The organism is Paenibacillus sp. UASWS1643 (assembly GCF_008693195.1).
GTDB lineage: Bacteria > Bacillota > Bacilli > Paenibacillales > Paenibacillaceae > Paenibacillus > Paenibacillus amylolyticus_B.
Map to the genome: position 1 here is coordinate 381,905 of NZ_VXKZ01000113.1, position 19,839 is coordinate 401,743.

Genomic DNA, 19,839 nt, shown 5'->3' on the forward strand with positions numbered 1-19,839 from the left:
GCCCGCACAGCCGATAACCGGAGCGCGAGCAAGCCTGTTCATTTATAATAAATCAACATCCCTTACGAGACAAGCTTTTAAGGTGAGATTGCCTCCTGCAGGCGGCTGGCTTCATATACACGAAAACGTCCGTTGGACGAACCCACATACACTTCATTACCGATCCGGTTAATCATTCCATTCTTCGCATCCCGGTCCCGGTGCTCCGGGCTTCCCATCACAACGTCATGTACACGACCTAACAATGCTCCATTATTTTTATTCATTACGAGAAGATTTTCGTCCATGGGCAACAGCAACTGATCATCAATGACCAGATAACTTCCCTGATTCGTCGGATGCCTTAGTGTTGCAATCGTATCTTTGGCATTCCAACGTGTCTCCCCCGTTTTATAATCCACAGCCGCCGGATAGCCATTCTTAATCACATACAACTGATCCTCTTCCACCAGTCCTCGTTCAATCTTGCCGTTGAGCGTCCAGCGTGTTTTGCCTGTCTTGGCATCATACAGGGTGGTTGTAAAATCTTCATATTCTCCGTAATGATCGCCGTTTTTGTTCTCACGGATCAACAACATGCCATCATTCAGCTCCTCAAATCTCTGTCCTGCCCGAACAGGAAATTGGGCAAGCTTTTTCCCCGTGTTCAGATCAAGCAGAAGCCACTGATTATCTAGTGATAGCCATCTTTCAGCATTCGTGGTTGCAAAGGGATCCCGACGTTCGATTCCATCAAAATATGGATCATTCACAAATTGTTCTATGGTGGATCGTTTGGCCTTCAAGCTCCATACAATTCGGCCCGATTGCGGATCGGCTGCAACCAGCTTATTCTTTTCCCAATACAACACATAGGGGTCATCTGCACTCTTGTTCAACAATTCATAACCCGTAGCCAGTTTTCGCGTCCACAATGTTTTTCCGTTTGCACTGTCCAGAACCGTTAACCAACTGTTGCTTGAACTCTCAACAACCGGGTTATCTACAACCACAACGTTCTTAGCAGCGGTGATGCCATTTAGTCTAAAATTTTGCTTAGGAGTGTACGTCCACGTGACCTTTCCGTTCTTCAAGTTCAGATGACGAATACGATCCACGTATTTTTTCTTATCAGGGTCATAATCGGTGTAGATTGTAACGTATTTGCGCTCTGCATCCACCTCTGCCTGCTGTCTTCCAAAACCCCCGTTGATCTCCCATAATTGCTGGCCGGAATGTCGGTCAAGAGCATATATGGAGCCTTCGTAGTAATCCCCGCTAAATCCACCGTCATCCCCTTTCATCAGGAGCACATCATCCGTGGCTGCTTGTAAAAAAGTGTAGTTAATATCCCCCTGGTTGGTCCATACCGGTTTCCAAGGGATTGTCGTTGGCAGTGTTGTGCCATAGATTTTTGTTGTAAACCCATATTCATCCGCCCGACTGATGTTCCAATCGGAAACGACAGCATTTTGATTATCCTGTGCTAAATTCCAGCGTGTTCTGACCAGTCTGCCATTCTTGTTGAATGTGACCAGAAATTGCGCATCTTCCCGCTCATATCTCCAGGTCTGTCCAATACTCATTGGATAACCCGTGAAATTTAGATTGCTTGAACGCTCTTTCCAATCCGGCTCGCCTAACCACCCAGCCACTTGTTTGGAGGTGGTTGCCTTGTTCAGCTTAATATCTGTCAGATGGCGTATAACCGAAGTTGGCAGCGATGTATCCTGTTGGAACCAACCATCCTCCACATTCATCCGCTGTTCTATAGCCTGTGCCTTGATCCAGAAGAGTCCTGGCCGATACGTGAAGGATTCTTTATTCCAGACTCGTGGGGCAATGGAGGCCCCATACCAGCCTTTCCACTTTGCAACAATAACAGCCTTATCTGTTAGCGCTTTCTCAAAAGACCAGGTTGTAGAACTATCCGGAGCCAGATACAGCTTACTGCCTGATCGGAGCGTGAAGTTTTGGGGAGCTGTTTCCGTCATGCTTCTGCTCTCCTTCAGGGCATACCAACTTGGCAGCCAAAAGTCTCCATGATCGGTTGACTTAAGCTGCACCCACTCGCCTCGAACCGAGGCTAACGTATACTTTTCGTTTTTTGTTGTATAGTATTCAATTCCCAGCTGGTCAGCAGCCATACTGCCGTCCCTTCTGTTTTTGAACAAAGGTATGTCATTCATGAGCGTAACGGGTTCTCCTTGTTTGTAGGCCAACTGTGTTGATAAGACTTGAGAACTTGCACCCAAGGCTTGTGGTGTTGTAGCCAAAGCTTGTCCTCCAAACACAACCATCTTGGAATCCAGCAGCATCCAGCCCGTCAACAGCACAGCTGATAATCCAGTCATGGTAATCCATTTGTACCCCGTTCTCTGCCAGCCAGGACCCGTCTTCACTCTCGTTCATCCCCATCCATTAGAAGTTTTTTCCAATAGAGACGCAGTGAAAAGGAAAAAGTTACCCTTTACCTCAATATATTTCTATCTATCTCCCAATATTACCTTACATCCACCATCGTAGCATGATAAGGAAAGGTAATCCCGATGTAATAAGCAGCTGTTAAGGTGAGCATATAATAAAATACAAACCACAGATCAGCTCGCGAATAGCCAATCTGAATGTAATACGTTCGGCTCGCGCCATCCGTAAATCCTTTCGCTTCCATCGCTACCGCCATTCGCTGTGCACGGCGAATGCTCTGTGCCAGCAGCGGAATAGCGTAACGCTTGAGTGTACCATACACGTTCCAGCGAGAGCCACGTTGCTGTGTTCCACGAATACGAATAGCGTAACGGAGCGTCTGGAATTCATCCAGCAAAATCGGGATCATGCGCATCGCGGCCAGAAAGCTATAGGCATATTTTGCGGGAAGCTGCCACTGCTGCATCAGGGAATAAAACAGTCTCACAGGCTTGGTCGTAAGACCAAAGAGTAACCCAGCCGCGGCCATAGTCAGCGAGCGAAAACCCAAGTGTAGACCGCGATAGAAACTCTCTTCAGTTATGTGGATCAATCCCCACTTATACCATGTGGTCTCGCCCTTACCAAACATCATCATGCCTGTAGAAGTGGAGATAAAAACCAGAATAAATGGTGATGCATACAGTATCAATCTGTACCACGGATGACCTGTCCAGCACAGTAATAGCATCATCGCCACCGCAACGTTGGCCATTACATTCAGATTGTGAATGAGTATAACGATGACAAACATCATGGTCAGAATGATCATCTTTAATCCCGGATTGACGTTATGAAGCCAAGTTTCACGGTGAGGAAATGACAGTTGCATCAGATAACCTCCCCTCATCCACCGTCCAGATTCGGGTGCAATATCTTTTTACAATTTCACGATCATGGGTAACCATAACAATGGCTGTTCCCTCTCTCCGCAATTGCTCCAGCTGTGCTAACATGGCAAACGTATTTCGGGCATCCTGTCCAAAAGTAGGTTCATCCAACAGCAGTATTCGCTGCTCTCTCACCAGTGCAGAGGCAACGCTTAAGCGTCGTTTCTGCCCCATCGATAATTGGTAGGGATGGCGCTCGGACAGGTCGATTAGTCCAAATTGATTCAACATATGATCAGTCCTGACATGTCTCTCCTCCGTTGTAAGCCTGCCCCCCAGCAATGAGAATTCCACTTCTTCCGCGACCGTGTTGGTCACAAATTGAAACTCCGGGTTCTGAAATACAAACGCAATTCGATCTGCAAGCTGCTCCGTTTTGCCAGAAGGCTGACCTTCCACCTCATAATGACCTGTTGTTTTCAGGATATTCATCAGAGATAACAACAATGAACTCTTGCCTGCTCCATTAACTCCGACAATACCAATCCAGTCTCCATGCCATACCTTGGCCCGCTCCACCTGAATGAAAGGTGTTTTCCCACGCCATCCGGTGAACTGCTGCAAATCCAGTGCAGGCTGATAGGCGGGTGATACAGGTAATATGGATGAGACGTGAGATATGGGGGATATACCCGGTGTATCGGATAAACCAGACGACTGCTGTGCTTCCAAACTTGAGATGCCGTGGTCCACACACAATTGAAGCTCTCCAGAAGCACTTCCCTCTTCTTCCTTAATTGCCTGCTCGTGCTCATCCCACACACCCGGATACCAGACTCCATAAGCCTTCAGCTTGCCCCGTTCATGCGTAAATACCTGCTGTGCTGGCCCATCCGCCACGATCTTTCCTTCAGGTGATAACACAATAATTCGGTCGACCATATCCACAATCTCGTTAATTTTGTGTTCAACGATGATGATCGTTTTGTCACTGGCGATCCGTCTGACGGTATCCCACACCTGGGAAGTCCCCTCATCATCCAACAGTGCAGTGGGTTCATCCAAAAACAATACCTCCGGGTCCATGGCAAGCATCGAAGCAATCGCAAGACGCTGCTTCATCCCCTGAGACATGGACTGGATCAATACACGATTCTGTTCAAAGGATAATCCCACTTGTTTCAGATAATATTTAATCAGAGCAGGCATCTCTTCACGCGGAATATTGCGGTTTTCTAGCACAAATGCGATCTCTTCATCCGTAAAGGACATACAGAACTGGGTATCCGGATCTTGAAAGACCACTCCTGCTTTGGCGGGAACCTGAATATCATCACATTTCATCGGAATCTCAACCGAACGTGGTATCAGACCGCTCAAAATTTGCAATAACGTCGATTTACCGGAGCCACTCGGGCCAAGCAACAGCACTTTCTCTCCTTGACGCACAGAAAGAGACAAGCCTTGAAATACCAAGGCTTTCTCTCCCGGGAACTTGCATCTTAGATTTGTCACACTTACCGCTTGCGAATTCCCCTCTACGCTCATCTAATCCAGCGCCTCATAATCTTGTTTGGATACTGGTCTGAGTGAGCGTGTTACACCGGTCAGTTCCAATGCTTTGGCGAGATAATAAGCAAACACTCCTGCAATCAAGATGCTTCCGATGAAGCGGAATCCGATAAATAACGTATAATTCCAGGCCGAGAGTGAATCAATATACCCGTACTGATAATCCAGCAAAAGCGAAGCCGCTGCGGCTCCTATGGCTGCAAGACAGGTGACAAACAGATTGGTTTTGCGATACAGGAATGCTGCGAAGAATATCTCGGCTCCCAATCCTTGCAACAGACCGTATACAAGTGTGGACATGCCCCATTCACTGCCCAGAAAAGCACTTACCGTTGAAGCCGCAACTTCGGCAAGAATAGCCACGCCTGGTTTACGAATGATAACAAAAGCAAACGTGCCCGCCATAAACCACATGCCGTAGATCATCTGCTCCGCATGAACACCAAATGGTTTCATCAAGTCATATGTAGGTCCCCATATCTTGTAAATTACCCCAAACACTACTGCGATCACGATGGTTACCAGAATATCCGTTAGTTTCAATCGCTTGTTGCCTGCTGTTGTTGCCATGTTCTCTACGTCCTTCCTTTGTTCCCTGTGGGAGTTGTAAAAGTGTGTGTTCAAAAAGACTGGTTTTCAGTACCAAGAAGATGGGATGAAGCTAGAAATGGAGTAGCGGAGCGTAGCGAAAACTACGTGAGCAACGGACATTTCGGCTGAATTCCATATTCGATGCTGATGATGCCGTCAGGCATCCTTCGTAATCAAAAGCAGACTTTTTGAACAACCTCTAAAAATAAACGAAAAAGCCTCCCCGGTTCCGGGCAGGCCTTACGTACAGTGTACAATCCTCACAATGATGTAATGGATGGATGTCAAATACGGAATATCAACCAGCTCCCCTCCCCCCTGGCAGATACACCACCAAAGTTCAAAGAGGTCTGTTGTTCATCCACGTTCATTCCCACAATTCACCCTTACATATTGTAATTCCATGTTCTCTACGCTGGCATTACCCAGATCAGATGTACGGTCAGCGGCACAAGGCCACTCTCTCAGCCCAACTTCATTGAGCTCCCGGTTCACTTATTTCATTGCTTCTAATGTACATCAGTTGGGTATTTGTGGCAATGGTCTCTACAAAAATCAAAATTTGGCATAGGAAAAGGCATCCCCCTGGATGCCTTTTGGACATACTTCACGATGTGAAATAGCTACCTTATCCGTACACGCCTTCAATCCGTATTCCAAGGTATCCCAGTTCTTAATATTGCGTGTTCCCTGACTGGCTCGTTTTCCCTGAAGCAAACCCCTTGAACAACGTTGGTACTTTGGAATAACGGGTATTCGTAATTTTCCCTTGTGATGTACTGCTGTCTGTACGCATAATCGAATCTTTCACATTGGAAATGTTGGAGTTATCCAGCGTCATGTTAACTGCAAAGGAAGTTCCACCATTTTGGCGAACCAGTTTGCCAATATCATCTGCACGGAAATTTTTGATGTTAATTGTTCCAGCTGCATTCATCTGGAACACTTTATCATAAGCCTTATACGCTGCCCCACCGGTAATGTTAACCGTTCCAGCCGACTTCAATGTCAGTGCATCCTCGCCCACGTCCTGCCAGACTACATTCGATATATTACAGTTGCCATAACAGTGAACACCATCAGCAGCTGGTGATCCAATGTTTACGTTTTTGAGCGTGGCCCCTGCCTCCAGACGGAAGACTGGCTTCTGATTTTCTGCTTGAGATCCGTCGCCCAGTGTGGAAGGATTGGCTACAAATGTTTTACCTTGGCCGTCATAGGTCGTGCCCTTTGGAACCACAATGGTTGAATTTACAACGGTAGGTGCAGCCGCAGCCGGAACGGCACCAAATATAGAAGCAACCAAACCAGCGGACAGCAACAACGTCAACATTTTTTTCATTACTTTATTCCTCCCTTATTCTCTCGTTATTTGGTATTGTACAAGCCTGAGCTTGTCCTGGAAGATCGTCAGAGGTGCACCTCTGTCCGACCCACAACCTAATCCTACCAAATAAGGAAGGTGACTAGAATAATCATTAGATCAGATATATTATGACATCGCACAATGCCTGTTATATCCGCATTTTTTGCATGCCAGGTCTATCAAGCAATATGCTCATATCAACCTCTGGTATGCTCATTTGTAACGTATGTACCCCTCACTTGAATACCCGATAACAAAGAAAGACCACTACATTTGTCTCCAAATGTGTGATCTGAATGGCTCCTAGCTTGCTTATATAAGATGTCAGGCTCCAAATCTCTGACGATAACCGCACTTTCGACACAACTCTTCCACAGCTTCCCGCCTGGAGAAGCCATATACCAGATTGTTCGCTCGCTCACCCTCAATAATCTCCGAGAATGACTTCTCGTGCACATTACCCAGGTTAATTACACCCTCGCCATCGAGACAGCATGGAACCACCGTTCCATCCACAAGCACAGCTGCCTGACCACGCAATGCATGGCAGAAGCCTTTGCCGTCATCTTCAGGTGCATCCAGACTTGGCCACTGGAACTCATGGTCCTGATTCAGGTATACATTCGGGGCAATTTTGACCCCGCTGCCTGGAACTACTTTTTCCTCAATGCGGAAGTCCAGATTGAACTCACGTTCCAATACTTCAAGGGTCTCCCGATTTCGATTCATCTGAGCATTTGTGAAGTTATCTTGCGTCAGATTCCACAGTCGGAATGAGATGATGACATTGTGCTTAACGGCCTCGTGTACAAAGGACAAAATGTTGCTCAGGTATCCGTCACGGTCGGTTGAACCTTCATGCCCATCGAAGCTGTGCAGGGAGAAATTCATCTGCCGCAGTGCCGGTTTGCCAAGCAATTTATGCTGAGTCTTGGGCAATAGTGTACCATTCGTTGTAATGTTCACCTTGAGTCCCTTCTCATGTGCGGAATCGAGCAACAGATCTATTTTGGGATGCAACAAGGGTTCACCTTTGACATGTAGATAAATATGATTGGTGTGTGGTTTAACTTGTTCCAGTATATTGTTGAAGACTTCAGGGTCAATGAATCCTTTGGCACGCTGCGTCTGTGGACAGAAGCTGCAAGCCAGATTGCAGATACTCGTGATCTCAATATATACTTTTTTGAACGTTTTCAACTTGGGTCCCCATTCTGCCTAGGAGGGAGAACAATCCCACCTGCATTTTGTGATCCGGCCTATACGGGCCATCCCTATTATATCGGGTTCATGAGCCGAGGTAAATCAGAGAACTGGTTTATCTGGTTGTGTCAAAATGATTTGGCTAGTGCCAAATTTACAGATTCAATCGCATGAATACGTGTTGTATCAAATAATGGAACTTCTGAATCCTCTACTTTTACTAATAATCCAATTTCGGTGCAACCTAATATGATCCCCTCAGCTCCATCATCAACTAGCCTTTGGATCACCTTTTTATAATAATCCCTTGATAAGGGCTCAATTTTCCCTAAACATAATTCCTCATATATTATTTTATTGATAACTTTTCTATCCTCTTCATTCGGTATCAAAACCTTAATACCATTAAATTCAATTCGTTTTTTATAAAAGTCTTGTTCCATCGTATATTTTGTGCCGAGTAAACCAACCATACTTATTTTGGACTTATGAATTTGATTTGCTGTTGAATCAGCAATATGTACAATGGGTAAACGCACTTTTTCTTCAATATGTTTAATCACTTTATGCATCGTATTTGTACAAATTACAATCATTTCTGCTCCTGCCTTTTCCAAAGACTGAGCAGCATTCCCTAATAATTCACCAGCACTTTCCCAATCACCTTCAGCTTGATAACGCTCGATTTCTTCAAAATCCACGCTATATAAAATGCATTTGGCTGAATGAAGTCCTCCCAATTTATTTTTCACTTCTTCATTAATAATTCGATAATATTCTAACGATGACTCCCAGCTCATTCCACCAATAAGACCAATCGTTTTCATATACACTCCCCCTTCCATTTAATACATTCCGAAAGCAGCATATAGAAATTTAATAGATATTGTACCGTATCTATCTGATTAAATAAACCTGCCCCAGTAAGAGGAATAGAGGGACCTGGAGCAATTCCGGCAACGGCTTATTGCTTCTACCCGAATGATCTGGCTGTACAATCCGAATAATCTGACCGGACCATTTTCACGACTGCTTGGTTTACTCAATCATATTCCCTCCCATGTCGTAATTGTCTTGGACGAAGCGTATTATGAATCCGCAGAAAGCCAAGATCAGTACTCACATTCTTTCCGAGCGCCCCCTTTACATTCCACTTGCATGTGATATATGCTGAACACACAACTGCATATCTTGAACATTGCACTAGGGGAGCCTTACGGCTGAGACGAATCGAATGATTCGGACCCTTTGAACCTGATCTGGATCATACCAGCGGAGGGAAGTGGAGCGGCCTTTCAGTAAGCGGATTTTTTCATGTTGATAATGAAATTTAATGTGAATTGAACTTACAGACCCACTCATTTCTCCGGAAATGGGTGGGTCTTTTTCGCGTTCTGCGGGCAGATCAGAAGGTGTAATTAAAGATCCCGCAGTTTGAAGTTGAATTTGGAATAACAAGGGGGGACAAAACGAGATGGATAATAACATAACCATTCACAACATGAGCTACGCTTTCCCGGGAAAAAGGGATTCCCCCGTGCTCTCCAATGTGTCGATGCGTGTAGCCAACGGCGAATTCGTCTCGCTTATCGGCTCCAGCGGCTCCGGTAAAAGCACCCTTTTCAAGCTGCTGGCAGGCCTGCTTGAGCCAACCCATGGAACCATTGAAATTCCTTGGGTCCCTGAAGGAAAGCGACTGGGGCAGGTGGCCTACATGCCACAAAAGGACCTCCTGTTATCCTGGCGAACCGTCATGGAGAATTGCATGCTCCCCGCTGAACTTGCTCCAGAACGGCAGGATAAGGGAAGAATTCGCGCGGACATTCTGGCTGGGCTCGACAGATTTGGCCTATCCGGCTACGCGAATGCTTACCCAGACGAGCTGTCGGGTGGCATGCGCCAGCGTGTCGCGCTGCTTCGTACTTTGCTGACAGGTGGCCAACTCATGCTGCTGGATGAACCATTCGGCGCACTCGATGCCTTAACCAAACGGGAGATGCATCGCTGGTTGTTGGAACTGTGGGAAGGCCTGGGCAAGACCGTGTTGTTCATTACGCATGACATTGAAGAGGCGCTGCTGCTCAGTGATCGGATTATCCTGTTAACCCCGGGGCGCCAGGGCCAACAGCTACAGGATTTGACGGTACCTTTGCCACGTCCAAGACATTCGGACATGATCTACGAACCGGCGCTCGTTCAGATGAGACGACGACTGGAGGAACAATTGCATGCGAGAAGGTAACTTGGGAGACTGCATGAAGGATAGCGTAAGGCGTTGGCTTGCCCGTTATGGTCTGTTTCTTTGGCTCCTGCTCTTGCTGCTTGCCTTCTGGGAATGGATTGTGCGTATGGGATGGGTGCCCTCCTTCATCATTCCAGCCCCAACGGCGATTGCCAGCTCCCTGTATGAGCATCGCTACCTCCTGCTGGCTACACATCTGCCTGCTACCTTGATGGAGGTTGTCGTTGGTTTTGGCTTGTCCATAGTGACTGGAATTACGCTAGCGACAGGCATGCATATGAACCGATCGATTGAAAAGGCCTTGTATCCCTTCATCGTAATCAGTCAGACGATCCCGCTGATTGCCCTGTCCCCCGTCTTCATCCTATGGTTTGGCTACACGCTGTGGAGCAAAGTCGCCGTGGTGTTCCTGATCGCCTTCTTCCCCATTGTGGTCAGTACCTACGATGGACTTCGCCAAGGCGATCCAGAGCAGCGTGAACTGCTGCTCACCATGGGTGCCAGCAAGTGGGATATTTTTTGCAAACTCCAGATTCCACTTGCACTTCCCTCTTTTTTCTCGGGGCTAAAGATGTCTGTGGTGTACTGCGTGGTTGGGGCAACGATTGGCGAATGGCTCGGTGGCAGCAAAGGTCTCGGATACTTCAGCCGCCGCATGTCCAGCAACATGAACACGGATGCGATGTTTGCAGCTATTGTGCTGTTATCCCTGCTCGGGATCGTTTTGTTTGTACTGATTGCCTGGCTGGAGAAACGGTTTAGCATCCAGCGTCATCGTCAATGGAGGCAAAAGAAAAGTTGAATGATCTTCGAGAGAAACTTGATTTAAGTATAGGAATTACGGTTTCCAAAACATACTTATGTACAATTTCAGCAGCAAACTTCAATCAGTACATTGTCACATTGTCGTTAACATGCTGTTGCCCATTTTCTACAAATCAAAACGATGAAATGAGGAACTTCATTTATGAATAACAAAGGTATATACTCCCTGCTTCCCATCATGCTCATTAGCCTTTTGCTGATAGTCAGTGGGTGCAGCACCACGAATACCAGCAATAACACGCCAACAACAGACTCTGCAACCAATGCACAACAAACAGACAAGTCTGCAACCGAACCAGCATCAGACGCCAAAGATAAACTGTCCATCATGCTCGACTGGTACCCGAATGCAGTACACTCCTTCATCTATGTGGCTCAGGAAAAAGGGTACTTCGCAGACCAAGGTCTGGATGTCGAAATTCAGATGCCTGCGGATACCAATGATTCACTCAAACTTGTTGCTGCCGGTAAAATTGATCTGGCTCTAAGTTACCAGCCCCAAATCTTGCTCGCACGTGGCGAGAACATTCCTGTACGATCTATTGCTGCTGTTGTTCGGCATCCACTTATGCATCTGTTGACCGAAGCAAATGGTAACGTGAGCTCACCCAAAGATCTTGACGGAAAAACTGTCGGTTATTCGTCGATTCCGCTGTATGAAGCGATGCTTCGTACGATGATTAGCAAGGATGGTGGCAATCCCGACAACATGAATCTGGTTGACGTTGGGTTCGATCTAATTCCTTCGCTGGCTTCTGGACAGGCGGATGCGATTATGGGTGGTTTTATTAACCATGAACAATTGATTTTGGAGAAAGAAGGACATGCCATGAAATCGATTGACCCTGTCGACTATGGTGTGCCTGATTATTATGAATTGGTTCTGACCGCGAGTGAAGCTGGTATTGAAGCAAAAAAAGACCAACTTACCCGGTTCGTCAAAGCGATTCAGGAAGGACAAAAATATGTGACTGAGCATCCAGAAGAAGCCTTGAATATTCTGCTCGCTCATGAGAATCAAACGTCTCCGCTTGACCCGGAGATCGAAACCAAAAGCCTGGCTATTCTACTGCCACTCATGAATGAAGAAGGCCAACCGTTTGGCCGGCAGGAAATGGCGTCCTGGGAGAATGTACGTGCATGGCTCGTTGAACAGGATTTGATTCCTGAATCGGTGAAAGCCGAGGATGCTTTTATTAATCTGCAAGGAGAGTAAATAAAGGAGAGCAACGTGAATAAAGGAAAAGTGACTGAACGCAAGGGAATGAAAGCAATGTGATCAAAAGCAAAGTTAGCAAGAAACGTAAGGATCGGATGCAAGAAGTTTTGCGAAATGGAATTGGCCTGAAGCAAGCATCTGAGGATCAGAATTTATAACAAGCCTAAGTGGCTTGATGTGCATCAGAGCAGCTTGATATGCGTTTTGGTGGCTTGATATGCGTTTGGGGGGCTTATTGGTATGAATTTGGTATGAACATTAGCGCATATCTTCAAACCTGCTGGGAGCTGAATTGCGCGCCCTAATATGTTCAGAGTAGAACATGGAGAGAGTGCTAACGAATCTGAGGCGTCCTATTCAGGAATTTGGAGCGGTTGCAGAAATCTAAGAAATCTGAGACACGCTATATCAGAATAAACAGCTATTTAAAGCGTTTTTGTTAGGAATTCTGGGAAATAACGTGTCTGATGTTCCTTACATTTCAAAAGGAGGATCTGACAGCCACATAAGACGTCCTGTGTTCTTTAGAAAGTGGTACCCCATTAATTCGCAAGCAATTCGTCAGATGAGCTGCCAGAATGATCATGGTCTTAGCATTGGTATTGGCTTCAAGACACTCGTTGGACGCTAACGTCCGTCACCATATCGCTTGCCTGAGTTTGGAAATACCCTGGGTTCACTTTCTGTATTTTGTATTGTTGCGTTTTTGTACTGCGGCGGTTCTGTCAATTTACTTTTTATATGAATCCAACCTTTAGCTGTTCCAATCAAGGCTGGATATAAATCAAAATGATTCAATTCATCTATATTCAGGTACAAAAATCCATTTTTAGTGAGTTATGAAATTGATTTATATCTTACGTTTCTGCTTTTATGCTTAATGCCTCTCGTTGTCATTACACTCTGCGCCCCTACTCAACAAGAAGACTCATATCCTATTATTCTGCTGAGTGACCCTTCATATCGGTCTTCTACCGATGGGGTTACTTCATAACAAGGAGGAAATTATATGTCTTATCTGGAACGTGTTCGTACGCAAAATCCGCTGGTACACAATATCACCAACCTTGTCGTGGCTCCCTTCACAGCCAATGGTCTGCTTGCACTAGGTGCGTCCCCTTTTATGGCCTATGCTCATGAAGAGGTCGCTGATGTCGCCAAGATGTCAGGAGCCGTGGTACTCAACATCGGTACACTCGATGACAAAGTCGTTCAGGCGATCCGTCTGGCAGGCCAATCGGCTAATGCGTATCACGTGCCTGTGGTGCTTGATCCGGTTGGAGCTGGTGCGACCACCTATCGTACAGAAACCGTGCAGATGCTCGTTCGTGAGCTTCGCCTCACGGTGCTGCGCGGCAATGTGGCGGAAGTCGCCAATGTCATCGGTGAGAGCTGGAGTATTAAAGGTGTGGACGCAGGATCAGGTGAAGGTGACCGGATTGGAATTGCGGAGCGGGCAGCTCATAAACTTGGCTGTGTTGTGGTCATTACCGGAAAAGAAGATATCATTACTGATGGACAATCCACATTCCTCACGAGTAATGGTCATGCCCTGCTCACTCAGGTCACAGGTGCTGGCTGTCTGCTCAGTTCGGTGATTGGTGCTTTTGCAGCCATAGCGGAATCAGGAGCCGATCTTCTAGGCAGTGTTGTTGAAGCGCTCGCGTTTTATGGTGTAGCAGCTGAACTGGCGGCAGAGCGGACAGCTCATCAGGGGCCGGGCAGCTTCCAGATTGAATTGTTGAATCAACTGGCACAAGTAACACCAGACCTCTTGGCAGAACGCGCACAAATCCGTCAGATCCGTGGAGGTGCAATATGAGCATTGCTCAAGCGCTAACCATTGCAGGCTCCGATAATGGGGGCGGCGCAGGAATTCAGGCTGATTTGAAAACATTCCAGGAGCTTGGCGTATACGGCATGACCGTTATCACCGCTATTGCTGCCCAAAATACCACAGGTGTGCAGGGCGTTTTCCCCATCCCTTACGATGGCATTGCCCAGCAATTGGACTCGACCGGCGAAGACTTTCAACCAATCGCAACGAAGACCGGCATGTTATATAGTGCTGAGATTATTCAGCTAGTTGCTGAGAAATGGCAGCATTACCGTTGGTCTAATCTGGTCATCGACCCCGTGATGGTCGCCAAAGGCGGTGCCCCTCTGCTCCAGCAGGAAGCTGTACAAGCGCTGGTTACGGAGCTGTTGCCCCATGCCCTGATCACAACACCTAATATTCCGGAAGCGGAATTGCTTACCGAGATGTCTATCACGAATCTGAGTCAGCGGGAAGAAGCCGCAAGACGGATTGTACAGATGGGCTCAACGTATGCTATGGTCAAAGGTGGTCATGATGAAGGAAGTGGCATGATCGTGGATGTGCTCTACGATGGGCAGTCTTTTCATTACCTGGAGAATGTTCGTGTGGTAACACGTCATACACACGGAACAGGATGCACGTACTCTGCGGCCATTACCGCAGAGTTAGCCAAGGGTTCACCTGTTCTGGCTGCCGTTACGACCGCGCGAGCATTCATTCAGGCAGCTATCGAAGATGAGCTGGGGATTGGGGCCGGGCACGGGCCGACAAATCATTTTGCGTATCAGCGCAGACAGCGGGGTGAGCAGTGATGCGCCCTTGGGATGTAGAAGCGGTACGCCGCGCGATGCAGGTGTATTTGGTGATGGGCAGCGTCAATACAACGCAAGACCCTGTAGAAGTGCTACGCCAGGCCATTGCTGGCGGCATCACGCTGTTCCAGTTCCGCGAAAAGGGAACTGGCGCCCTGGTTGGCGAAGCTAGCATCACGCTTGCGATGCACCTTCGCGAGGTGTGCAGCCAGCACGGGGTCCCGTTCATCGTGAACGATGATGTGGAGCTGGCTGTAGCGGTGGAGGCCGACGGCGTGCATGTCGGCCAGGAAGATGCGGACGCGGCGCTAGTACGCGCCCGCATTGGAGATGGGCGGATGCTTGGCGTATCCGCCCACTCTGTGGATGAGGCGCGCCGTGCCGTGCAGGCGGGCGCCGACTACCTTGGCGTCGGGCCCATGTACCCGACGCGCTCCAAAGCGGATGCCCACGCTGTGCTGGGCCCCGCAGGGATGGCGGAACTGCGCGCCGCAGGCATCGCTGTTCCGATTGTGGGTATCGGCGGCATTACGCCCGATACCACGGCCGCCGTGATGGCGGCTGGAGCCGACGGCGTAGCCGTCATCTCCGCCATCGCGGGCGCGGCCGATGTGCGCGCAGCGGCTGCGCAGTTCGCTGCGGCAGTGCGCAGGATGCAGGCGTAGCCCTGCTCTCCCTGCACTGCCAGCCCCGGGAGCTGCATCGAATACATGGTGCAGCACACAACTGCTCACGCTCCTCTCCATAACAGAGGAGCCTCCCCCTGCGGCGCGGCAGCAACCCATGTCTTCGACATCAAAACGCAGCCGCCATTCTACAGTGACTGAATAATACAATTATTTCGTCCACCTATTCACATCTAGTCATATCTATTCACATTCCAATCGGCTCCAGTCACATCCAGTCATATCTAGCCACATACCAATCAGCCCTAGTCACATCCAGTAACCAATCCATGATCAAGATGCAGCTTCCATGCTCGCATCTTGTTTTTTCATTTTCAACGGTTGACTCTCACGTAACGTGACACTGTAGAATCGATGTTGTAAGGAGGTTTCACACATGGCCATGAAGGTAAAAGAAGTTGCCGAACTTGCCTCGATCAGTGTGCGCACACTGCATCATTATGATGAGATCGGACTATTAACCCCGGACGAAGTGACTTCTGCCGGATATCGATTATATTCAGATGCCAACCTGGAACGGTTGCAGCAGATACTGTTTTTCAAGGAACTCGACTTCTCTCTGAAGGAGATCAAAAACATTATAACCAACCCCTCCTTCAATCCGGAAGAAGCACTTAAAATGCATCGACTTATACTGCTGGAGAAGCGCCAACGCTTGGACCAGATGATTGCTACCATTGATAGAACGGTTTTACACGTGAGAGGAGAAATTAAAATGACAGCCAAAGAACAATTCGAAGGATTTGATTTTAGCCAGAATCCGTATGAACAAGAAGCGCGAGAACGTTGGGGAGACCATGCCGTCGATCACGCCAATCAGACGCTGCACAGTAAATCAACCACAGATCAAAAGGCTCTATCCAATCAAATGAACGAAATTTACAAACATCTGGCTTCACTTCGTCACACAGAACCAGCATCTGCGGAGGCACAGTCCGGCATCAAAGAGTGGTACACTTGGCTAAACCAAATGGGAAGCTACTCGCCTGAAGCCTTCAGAGGACTTGGTCAGATGTACGTGGACGATGAACGCTTCACGCGTAATATTGATCAGTTTGGCGATGGTTTGGCAGTATTTATGAGAGATGCTATGGCTGTATTTGCTGACCAAAACAAATAATATAGCCCTGTCTTCGACCACATTCACTATTATTCAATTCTCATTGCTGTCAGATGTGCACTGTAAACGATAGTCTGGAAGTTACCCCCCTGTCCTGAAAAGGTAAAATATTCTCGTCATCAGCTTTATTCGCAGTAAATGACCCTTGGGATATTTGAACCTCCCTCCTGGGGTGACCACATCTTTCTTGTAATTAACCTTATGAACATGTTGGATATATACTAGGGTTATGTGGTAAGTAATTTAAATCGATCCGAGTTGTTGCAAAAGTTATGAGCCGTATCCCACTTACTACCCAGTGGATATACAAAAGGGACATACGCCCTAAGGCGTATCGTCCCTTTGTATATGCAAGTAACTCAGCCGCAATGTGAACAAGCCTAACTGCTGCTCACTCTGAGTACTTTATGAATATCTTTTAAAGTAGATTGCTCTTTACTACATTTTTCTTTTTCTGCTCCCAGTCCTTCGATATAACCGTTTCATCAGATGCTTGGGAAGATGATATTAAGTTTCTTCTGTCAAACGTTCTTCATTTTGCTACCAGCGTCCACCGTCTATTTGATTAAGCTCTTGGTGCGTGATCCGATGAAGATGCATCCGTAGCTAGACTGGTTCTCGCCATCCGGCCAGGAATCTGCCATGCAGATACAATCGCAAGGACGATGAATAACAAATCAATCGGTTGACTGAAATAGTCCTGGAAGGTTTCCACAAACGCACTAATCATCTCGCTATCAAACACAAGTTCCATCACGCTTACATCACCAAACAGTTCGGAAGTAAAATAAACCACCGTCAGATATTTCCCCAACAAAATGCCTACGAGCGCAAACAGCACGGCAATAATCTTATGTACTGTCGCAATTCGTTTATTGGAGAACAACACAACCGCGTAGCCTGTGAGTGCTCCAATCAAAATCGCAATTAATCCTACCTCATACTCGGTCATTGCAGCAATAGCTGCCCATACGATGCCTCCCAGAATGGCTGCAATTAAACCACCAATGATCGGCATACCGATTTTAACTCCTTGTTTCTCTTCCATGTTGTCTTTCCCTCCTGAGTCATGCATATGCTTCTCTTCCAGAATTCACCTTTCCTATGAAACCACAAAAAGACCTATTATTCAACATTTTTCTACTTTTAGTGACCATGTATTTATATAATAGAAAAGATATATTAAGCATCCATTTCCTTATTCACTCGAATATATCATTTTAGTTTTATCCACAAACACCTCATAATCATTCCCATGGCACATAAAAAAACATCCCTCCAACAGCATAATTGCCGTAGAAGGGATGTTGTCCATATCTGTATCATAGATATAACCAATGTAACCGAGAAAACTACATTGAAAAGCTCTATCTATCTTACCTTTGTACTTCCTTGGAAGGCTGAATGACAGCTGCAATCTGTGCCAAAATGGCATCCACCGATGCCGGATCATGCACATCATACTCATCAATGTTCAGACGTAGCACAGGGCAAGCCGTAAACTGATCAATCCACACGGAATAGCGCTCGTGCATGTGCTCCCAGTACGAACGATCCGTCTGAATCTCCATCTCGCGTCCGCGTTCCGTGATTCGGTTTAAAATCGAAGGCAGACTGCCTTCCAGATAGATCAGCACGTCTGGATGTGGGAAATACGGTGTCATTACCATCGCTTCAAACAAACTGCTGTATGTCTCGAAATCCGTAGCAGACATGGTTCCTTGATCTGCATGCATTTGTGCAAAAATGCCCGTATCTTCATAGATGGAACGATCCTGAACGAATCCCCCACCTAGTTCAAAAATCTTCCTCTGTTCCTTGAAGCGCTCTGCCAGGAAATAAATCTGCAGATGGAAGCTCCAGCGCTCAAAGTCATGGTAGAACTTCTCCAAGTATGGATTATGATCCACTTGCTCCAGAGAAGTCTTGAAATTCAAACGCTGTGCAAGCGCAGCCGTTAACGTGGATTTACCCACTCCAACCGTACCTGCTACAGTAATTAATGCATTCGTTGGAATGCCATAGTTATTCATATGATATACTCCTTTACCTGATTAACAATTTGCCTGAAGTGTTCAGGATGTTCCACAAAGTCGAGTTGCTCTGCATTGACCTTAATGATTACTGGTGGATTTGAGCTATTCGCCAGATAGTCCATGCCTGTTTTGTAATCGGCGATCAGTTGTTCCATATATGCCGGGTCCATGTCCTGCTCAAATGAGCGTCCACGCTTGTTAATGCGGTACATCAACGTATCGAGTTCAGCTTCAATATAGAGCACCAGATTGGGCTTTGGCAGATCATCTGTTAACAGATGATAGATTTGACGATACTTATCCCGTTTCGTTCCCTTTAAGGTACGATCCGCAAAAATCATATTTTTATAGATATGATAGTCTGAAATGACTGGGGTATTCTGCTCTACATAATGAGCGCCCGTGTCTTCCAGTTGTTTAAACCGATTACACAGAAAAAACATTTCCAATTGGAAACTCCACTCGTCGATATCCTGATAAAAGGAAGCCAGAAATGGATTCTCTTCTACGATTTCTTTAACTAACGGAAGATTCAATTCATGGGAAAGCATCGTTGCCAGCGTTGTTTTCCCCGCTCCGATCGGACCTTCCACGGCAATAAACGGGGCTGATTTCATCGTGTTCACTTTTCCTCCTCGTACTTATGCGTGTTTCCGTTTTCTATATAGACCTCACCTATTGTATCACAGCTTTAAGGATTGGAACGCCAGTATTTTATGTATATAACAAGTCAAAGCGGAAATTATGAATTACATTAAAACACAAAAAAAGACACACTCGAAATCATTCAAGTGTGTCTTCCTATTGCTTGGCGGCGTCCTACTCTCCCAGGACCCTGCGGTCCAAGTACCATCGGCGCTAGAGGGCTTAACGGTCGTGTTCGGGATGGGTACGTGTGGAACCCCTCCGCCATCGCCACCAAACGCGTAGCTTACATTTCAGAGATCGTTCTCTGAAAACTAGATTCGAAACGAAACACGCGAATTACAACTTGCAATTGGATAAGCCCTCGACCGATTAGTACTGGTCAGCTCCATGCATTGCTGCACTTCCACCCCCAGCCTATCTACCTC

At 46.9% G+C, this 19,839-nt stretch carries 18 protein-coding genes, 1 rRNA gene and 1 riboswitch; of the genes, 7 read left to right on the top strand and 12 right to left on the bottom strand.

The window, feature by feature from the left end; genetic code table 11:
- Positions 1-77 precede the first annotated feature (77 nt).
- From FE296_RS21930 to FE296_RS32910, 8 genes are all read right to left on the bottom strand, one after another.
- Positions 78-2,381, bottom strand: a complete 2,304-nt coding sequence (locus FE296_RS21930) for an outer membrane protein assembly factor BamB family protein (RefSeq protein WP_150366303.1) — start codon at positions 2,379-2,381, stop codon at positions 78-80.
- Positions 2,382-2,482: 101 nt separating this feature from the next.
- Positions 2,483-3,277: an energy-coupling factor transporter transmembrane component T family protein gene (locus tag FE296_RS21935; protein ID WP_150366304.1), complete on the bottom strand. Its 795-nt coding sequence runs from the start codon at positions 3,275-3,277 to the stop codon at positions 2,483-2,485.
- The gene (locus FE296_RS21940) at positions 3,252-4,823 is read right to left on the bottom strand and encodes an ABC transporter ATP-binding protein (protein ID WP_150366305.1); all 1,572 of its coding nucleotides are present in this window, start codon (positions 4,821-4,823) and stop codon (positions 3,252-3,254) included. The genes FE296_RS21935 and FE296_RS21940 overlap by 26 nt, the downstream gene beginning before the upstream one ends.
- Positions 4,824-5,417 carry an ECF transporter S component gene (locus FE296_RS21945; RefSeq protein ID WP_036672660.1) on the bottom strand — a complete coding sequence of 198 codons (594 nt, stop codon included), beginning with the start codon at positions 5,415-5,417 and terminating at the stop codon, positions 4,824-4,826.
- A gap of 694 nt (positions 5,418-6,111) precedes the next feature.
- Entirely contained in the window at positions 6,112-6,780 is a 669-nt protein-coding gene (locus FE296_RS21950) for a pectate lyase (protein ID WP_036606151.1), read from the bottom strand.
- Between the two features lie 348 nt (positions 6,781-7,128).
- The gene (locus tag FE296_RS21955) at positions 7,129-8,004 is read right to left on the bottom strand and encodes a radical SAM/SPASM domain-containing protein (protein ID WP_105601077.1); all 876 of its coding nucleotides are present in this window, start codon (positions 8,002-8,004) and stop codon (positions 7,129-7,131) included.
- 131 nt (positions 8,005-8,135) lie between these two features.
- A complete protein-coding gene (locus FE296_RS21960; protein ID WP_124117364.1) occupies positions 8,136-8,834 on the bottom strand; it encodes an aspartate/glutamate racemase family protein in 699 nt (232 codons plus the stop codon).
- Positions 8,835-8,912: 78 nt separating this feature from the next.
- Entirely contained in the window at positions 8,913-9,053 is a 141-nt protein-coding gene (locus tag FE296_RS32910; RefSeq protein WP_167483767.1) for a hypothetical protein, read from the bottom strand.
- Between the two features lie 149 nt (positions 9,054-9,202).
- Positions 9,203-9,305, top strand: a riboswitch (TPP riboswitch).
- Positions 9,306-9,481: 176 nt separating this feature from the next.
- Here FE296_RS32910 and FE296_RS21965 point away from each other — a divergent pair.
- The 7 genes from FE296_RS21965 to FE296_RS21995 all read left to right on the top strand — a co-directional run bounded on the left by FE296_RS21965 (position 9,482) and on the right by FE296_RS21995 (position 16,730).
- Positions 9,482-10,249 carry an ABC transporter ATP-binding protein gene (locus FE296_RS21965; RefSeq protein WP_150366306.1) on the top strand — a complete coding sequence of 256 codons (768 nt, stop codon included), beginning with the start codon at positions 9,482-9,484 and terminating at the stop codon, positions 10,247-10,249.
- Complete coding sequence (locus FE296_RS21970; protein WP_411860595.1) at positions 10,236-11,051, top strand: ABC transporter permease; 816 nt, start codon at positions 10,236-10,238, stop codon at positions 11,049-11,051. The genes FE296_RS21965 and FE296_RS21970 overlap by 14 nt, the downstream gene beginning before the upstream one ends.
- A gap of 165 nt (positions 11,052-11,216) precedes the next feature.
- Positions 11,217-12,290, top strand: a complete 1,074-nt coding sequence (locus tag FE296_RS21975; RefSeq protein WP_150366307.1) for an ABC transporter substrate-binding protein — start codon at positions 11,217-11,219, stop codon at positions 12,288-12,290.
- A 1,012-nt stretch (positions 12,291-13,302) separates the two neighbouring features.
- Positions 13,303-14,115, top strand: a complete 813-nt coding sequence (gene thiM / locus FE296_RS21980) for a hydroxyethylthiazole kinase (protein ID WP_150366308.1) — start codon at positions 13,303-13,305, stop codon at positions 14,113-14,115.
- Positions 14,112-14,924, top strand: a complete 813-nt coding sequence (gene thiD / locus FE296_RS21985) for a bifunctional hydroxymethylpyrimidine kinase/phosphomethylpyrimidine kinase (RefSeq protein ID WP_150366309.1) — start codon at positions 14,112-14,114, stop codon at positions 14,922-14,924. The genes thiM and thiD overlap by 4 nt, the downstream gene beginning before the upstream one ends.
- Positions 14,924-15,589 carry a thiamine phosphate synthase gene (gene thiE / locus FE296_RS21990; protein ID WP_150366310.1) on the top strand — a complete coding sequence of 222 codons (666 nt, stop codon included), beginning with the start codon at positions 14,924-14,926 and terminating at the stop codon, positions 15,587-15,589. Before thiD ends, thiE begins: the two co-directional genes overlap by 1 nt.
- Before the next feature lie 397 nt (positions 15,590-15,986).
- Positions 15,987-16,730 (top strand): MerR family transcriptional regulator, encoded by a 744-nt coding sequence (locus tag FE296_RS21995; protein WP_150366311.1) that lies wholly within the window; start codon positions 15,987-15,989, stop codon positions 16,728-16,730.
- A gap of 565 nt (positions 16,731-17,295) precedes the next feature.
- Here FE296_RS21995 and FE296_RS22000 read toward each other — a convergent pair.
- From FE296_RS22000 to rrf, 4 genes are all read right to left on the bottom strand, one after another.
- Positions 17,296-17,778, bottom strand: coding sequence for a hypothetical protein (locus FE296_RS22000; RefSeq protein ID WP_150366312.1), 483 nt, complete (start codon positions 17,776-17,778; stop codon positions 17,296-17,298).
- 328 nt (positions 17,779-18,106) lie between these two features.
- Positions 18,107-18,763, bottom strand: coding sequence for a deoxynucleoside kinase (locus FE296_RS22005; RefSeq protein ID WP_150366313.1), 657 nt, complete (start codon positions 18,761-18,763; stop codon positions 18,107-18,109).
- The gene (locus tag FE296_RS22010; RefSeq protein WP_017690540.1) at positions 18,760-19,383 is read right to left on the bottom strand and encodes a deoxynucleoside kinase; all 624 of its coding nucleotides are present in this window, start codon (positions 19,381-19,383) and stop codon (positions 18,760-18,762) included. The genes FE296_RS22005 and FE296_RS22010 overlap by 4 nt, the downstream gene beginning before the upstream one ends.
- Positions 19,384-19,572: 189 nt before the next feature.
- Positions 19,573-19,689, bottom strand: a 5S ribosomal RNA gene (gene rrf, locus FE296_RS22015).
- Positions 19,690-19,839: the final 150 nt, after the last annotated feature.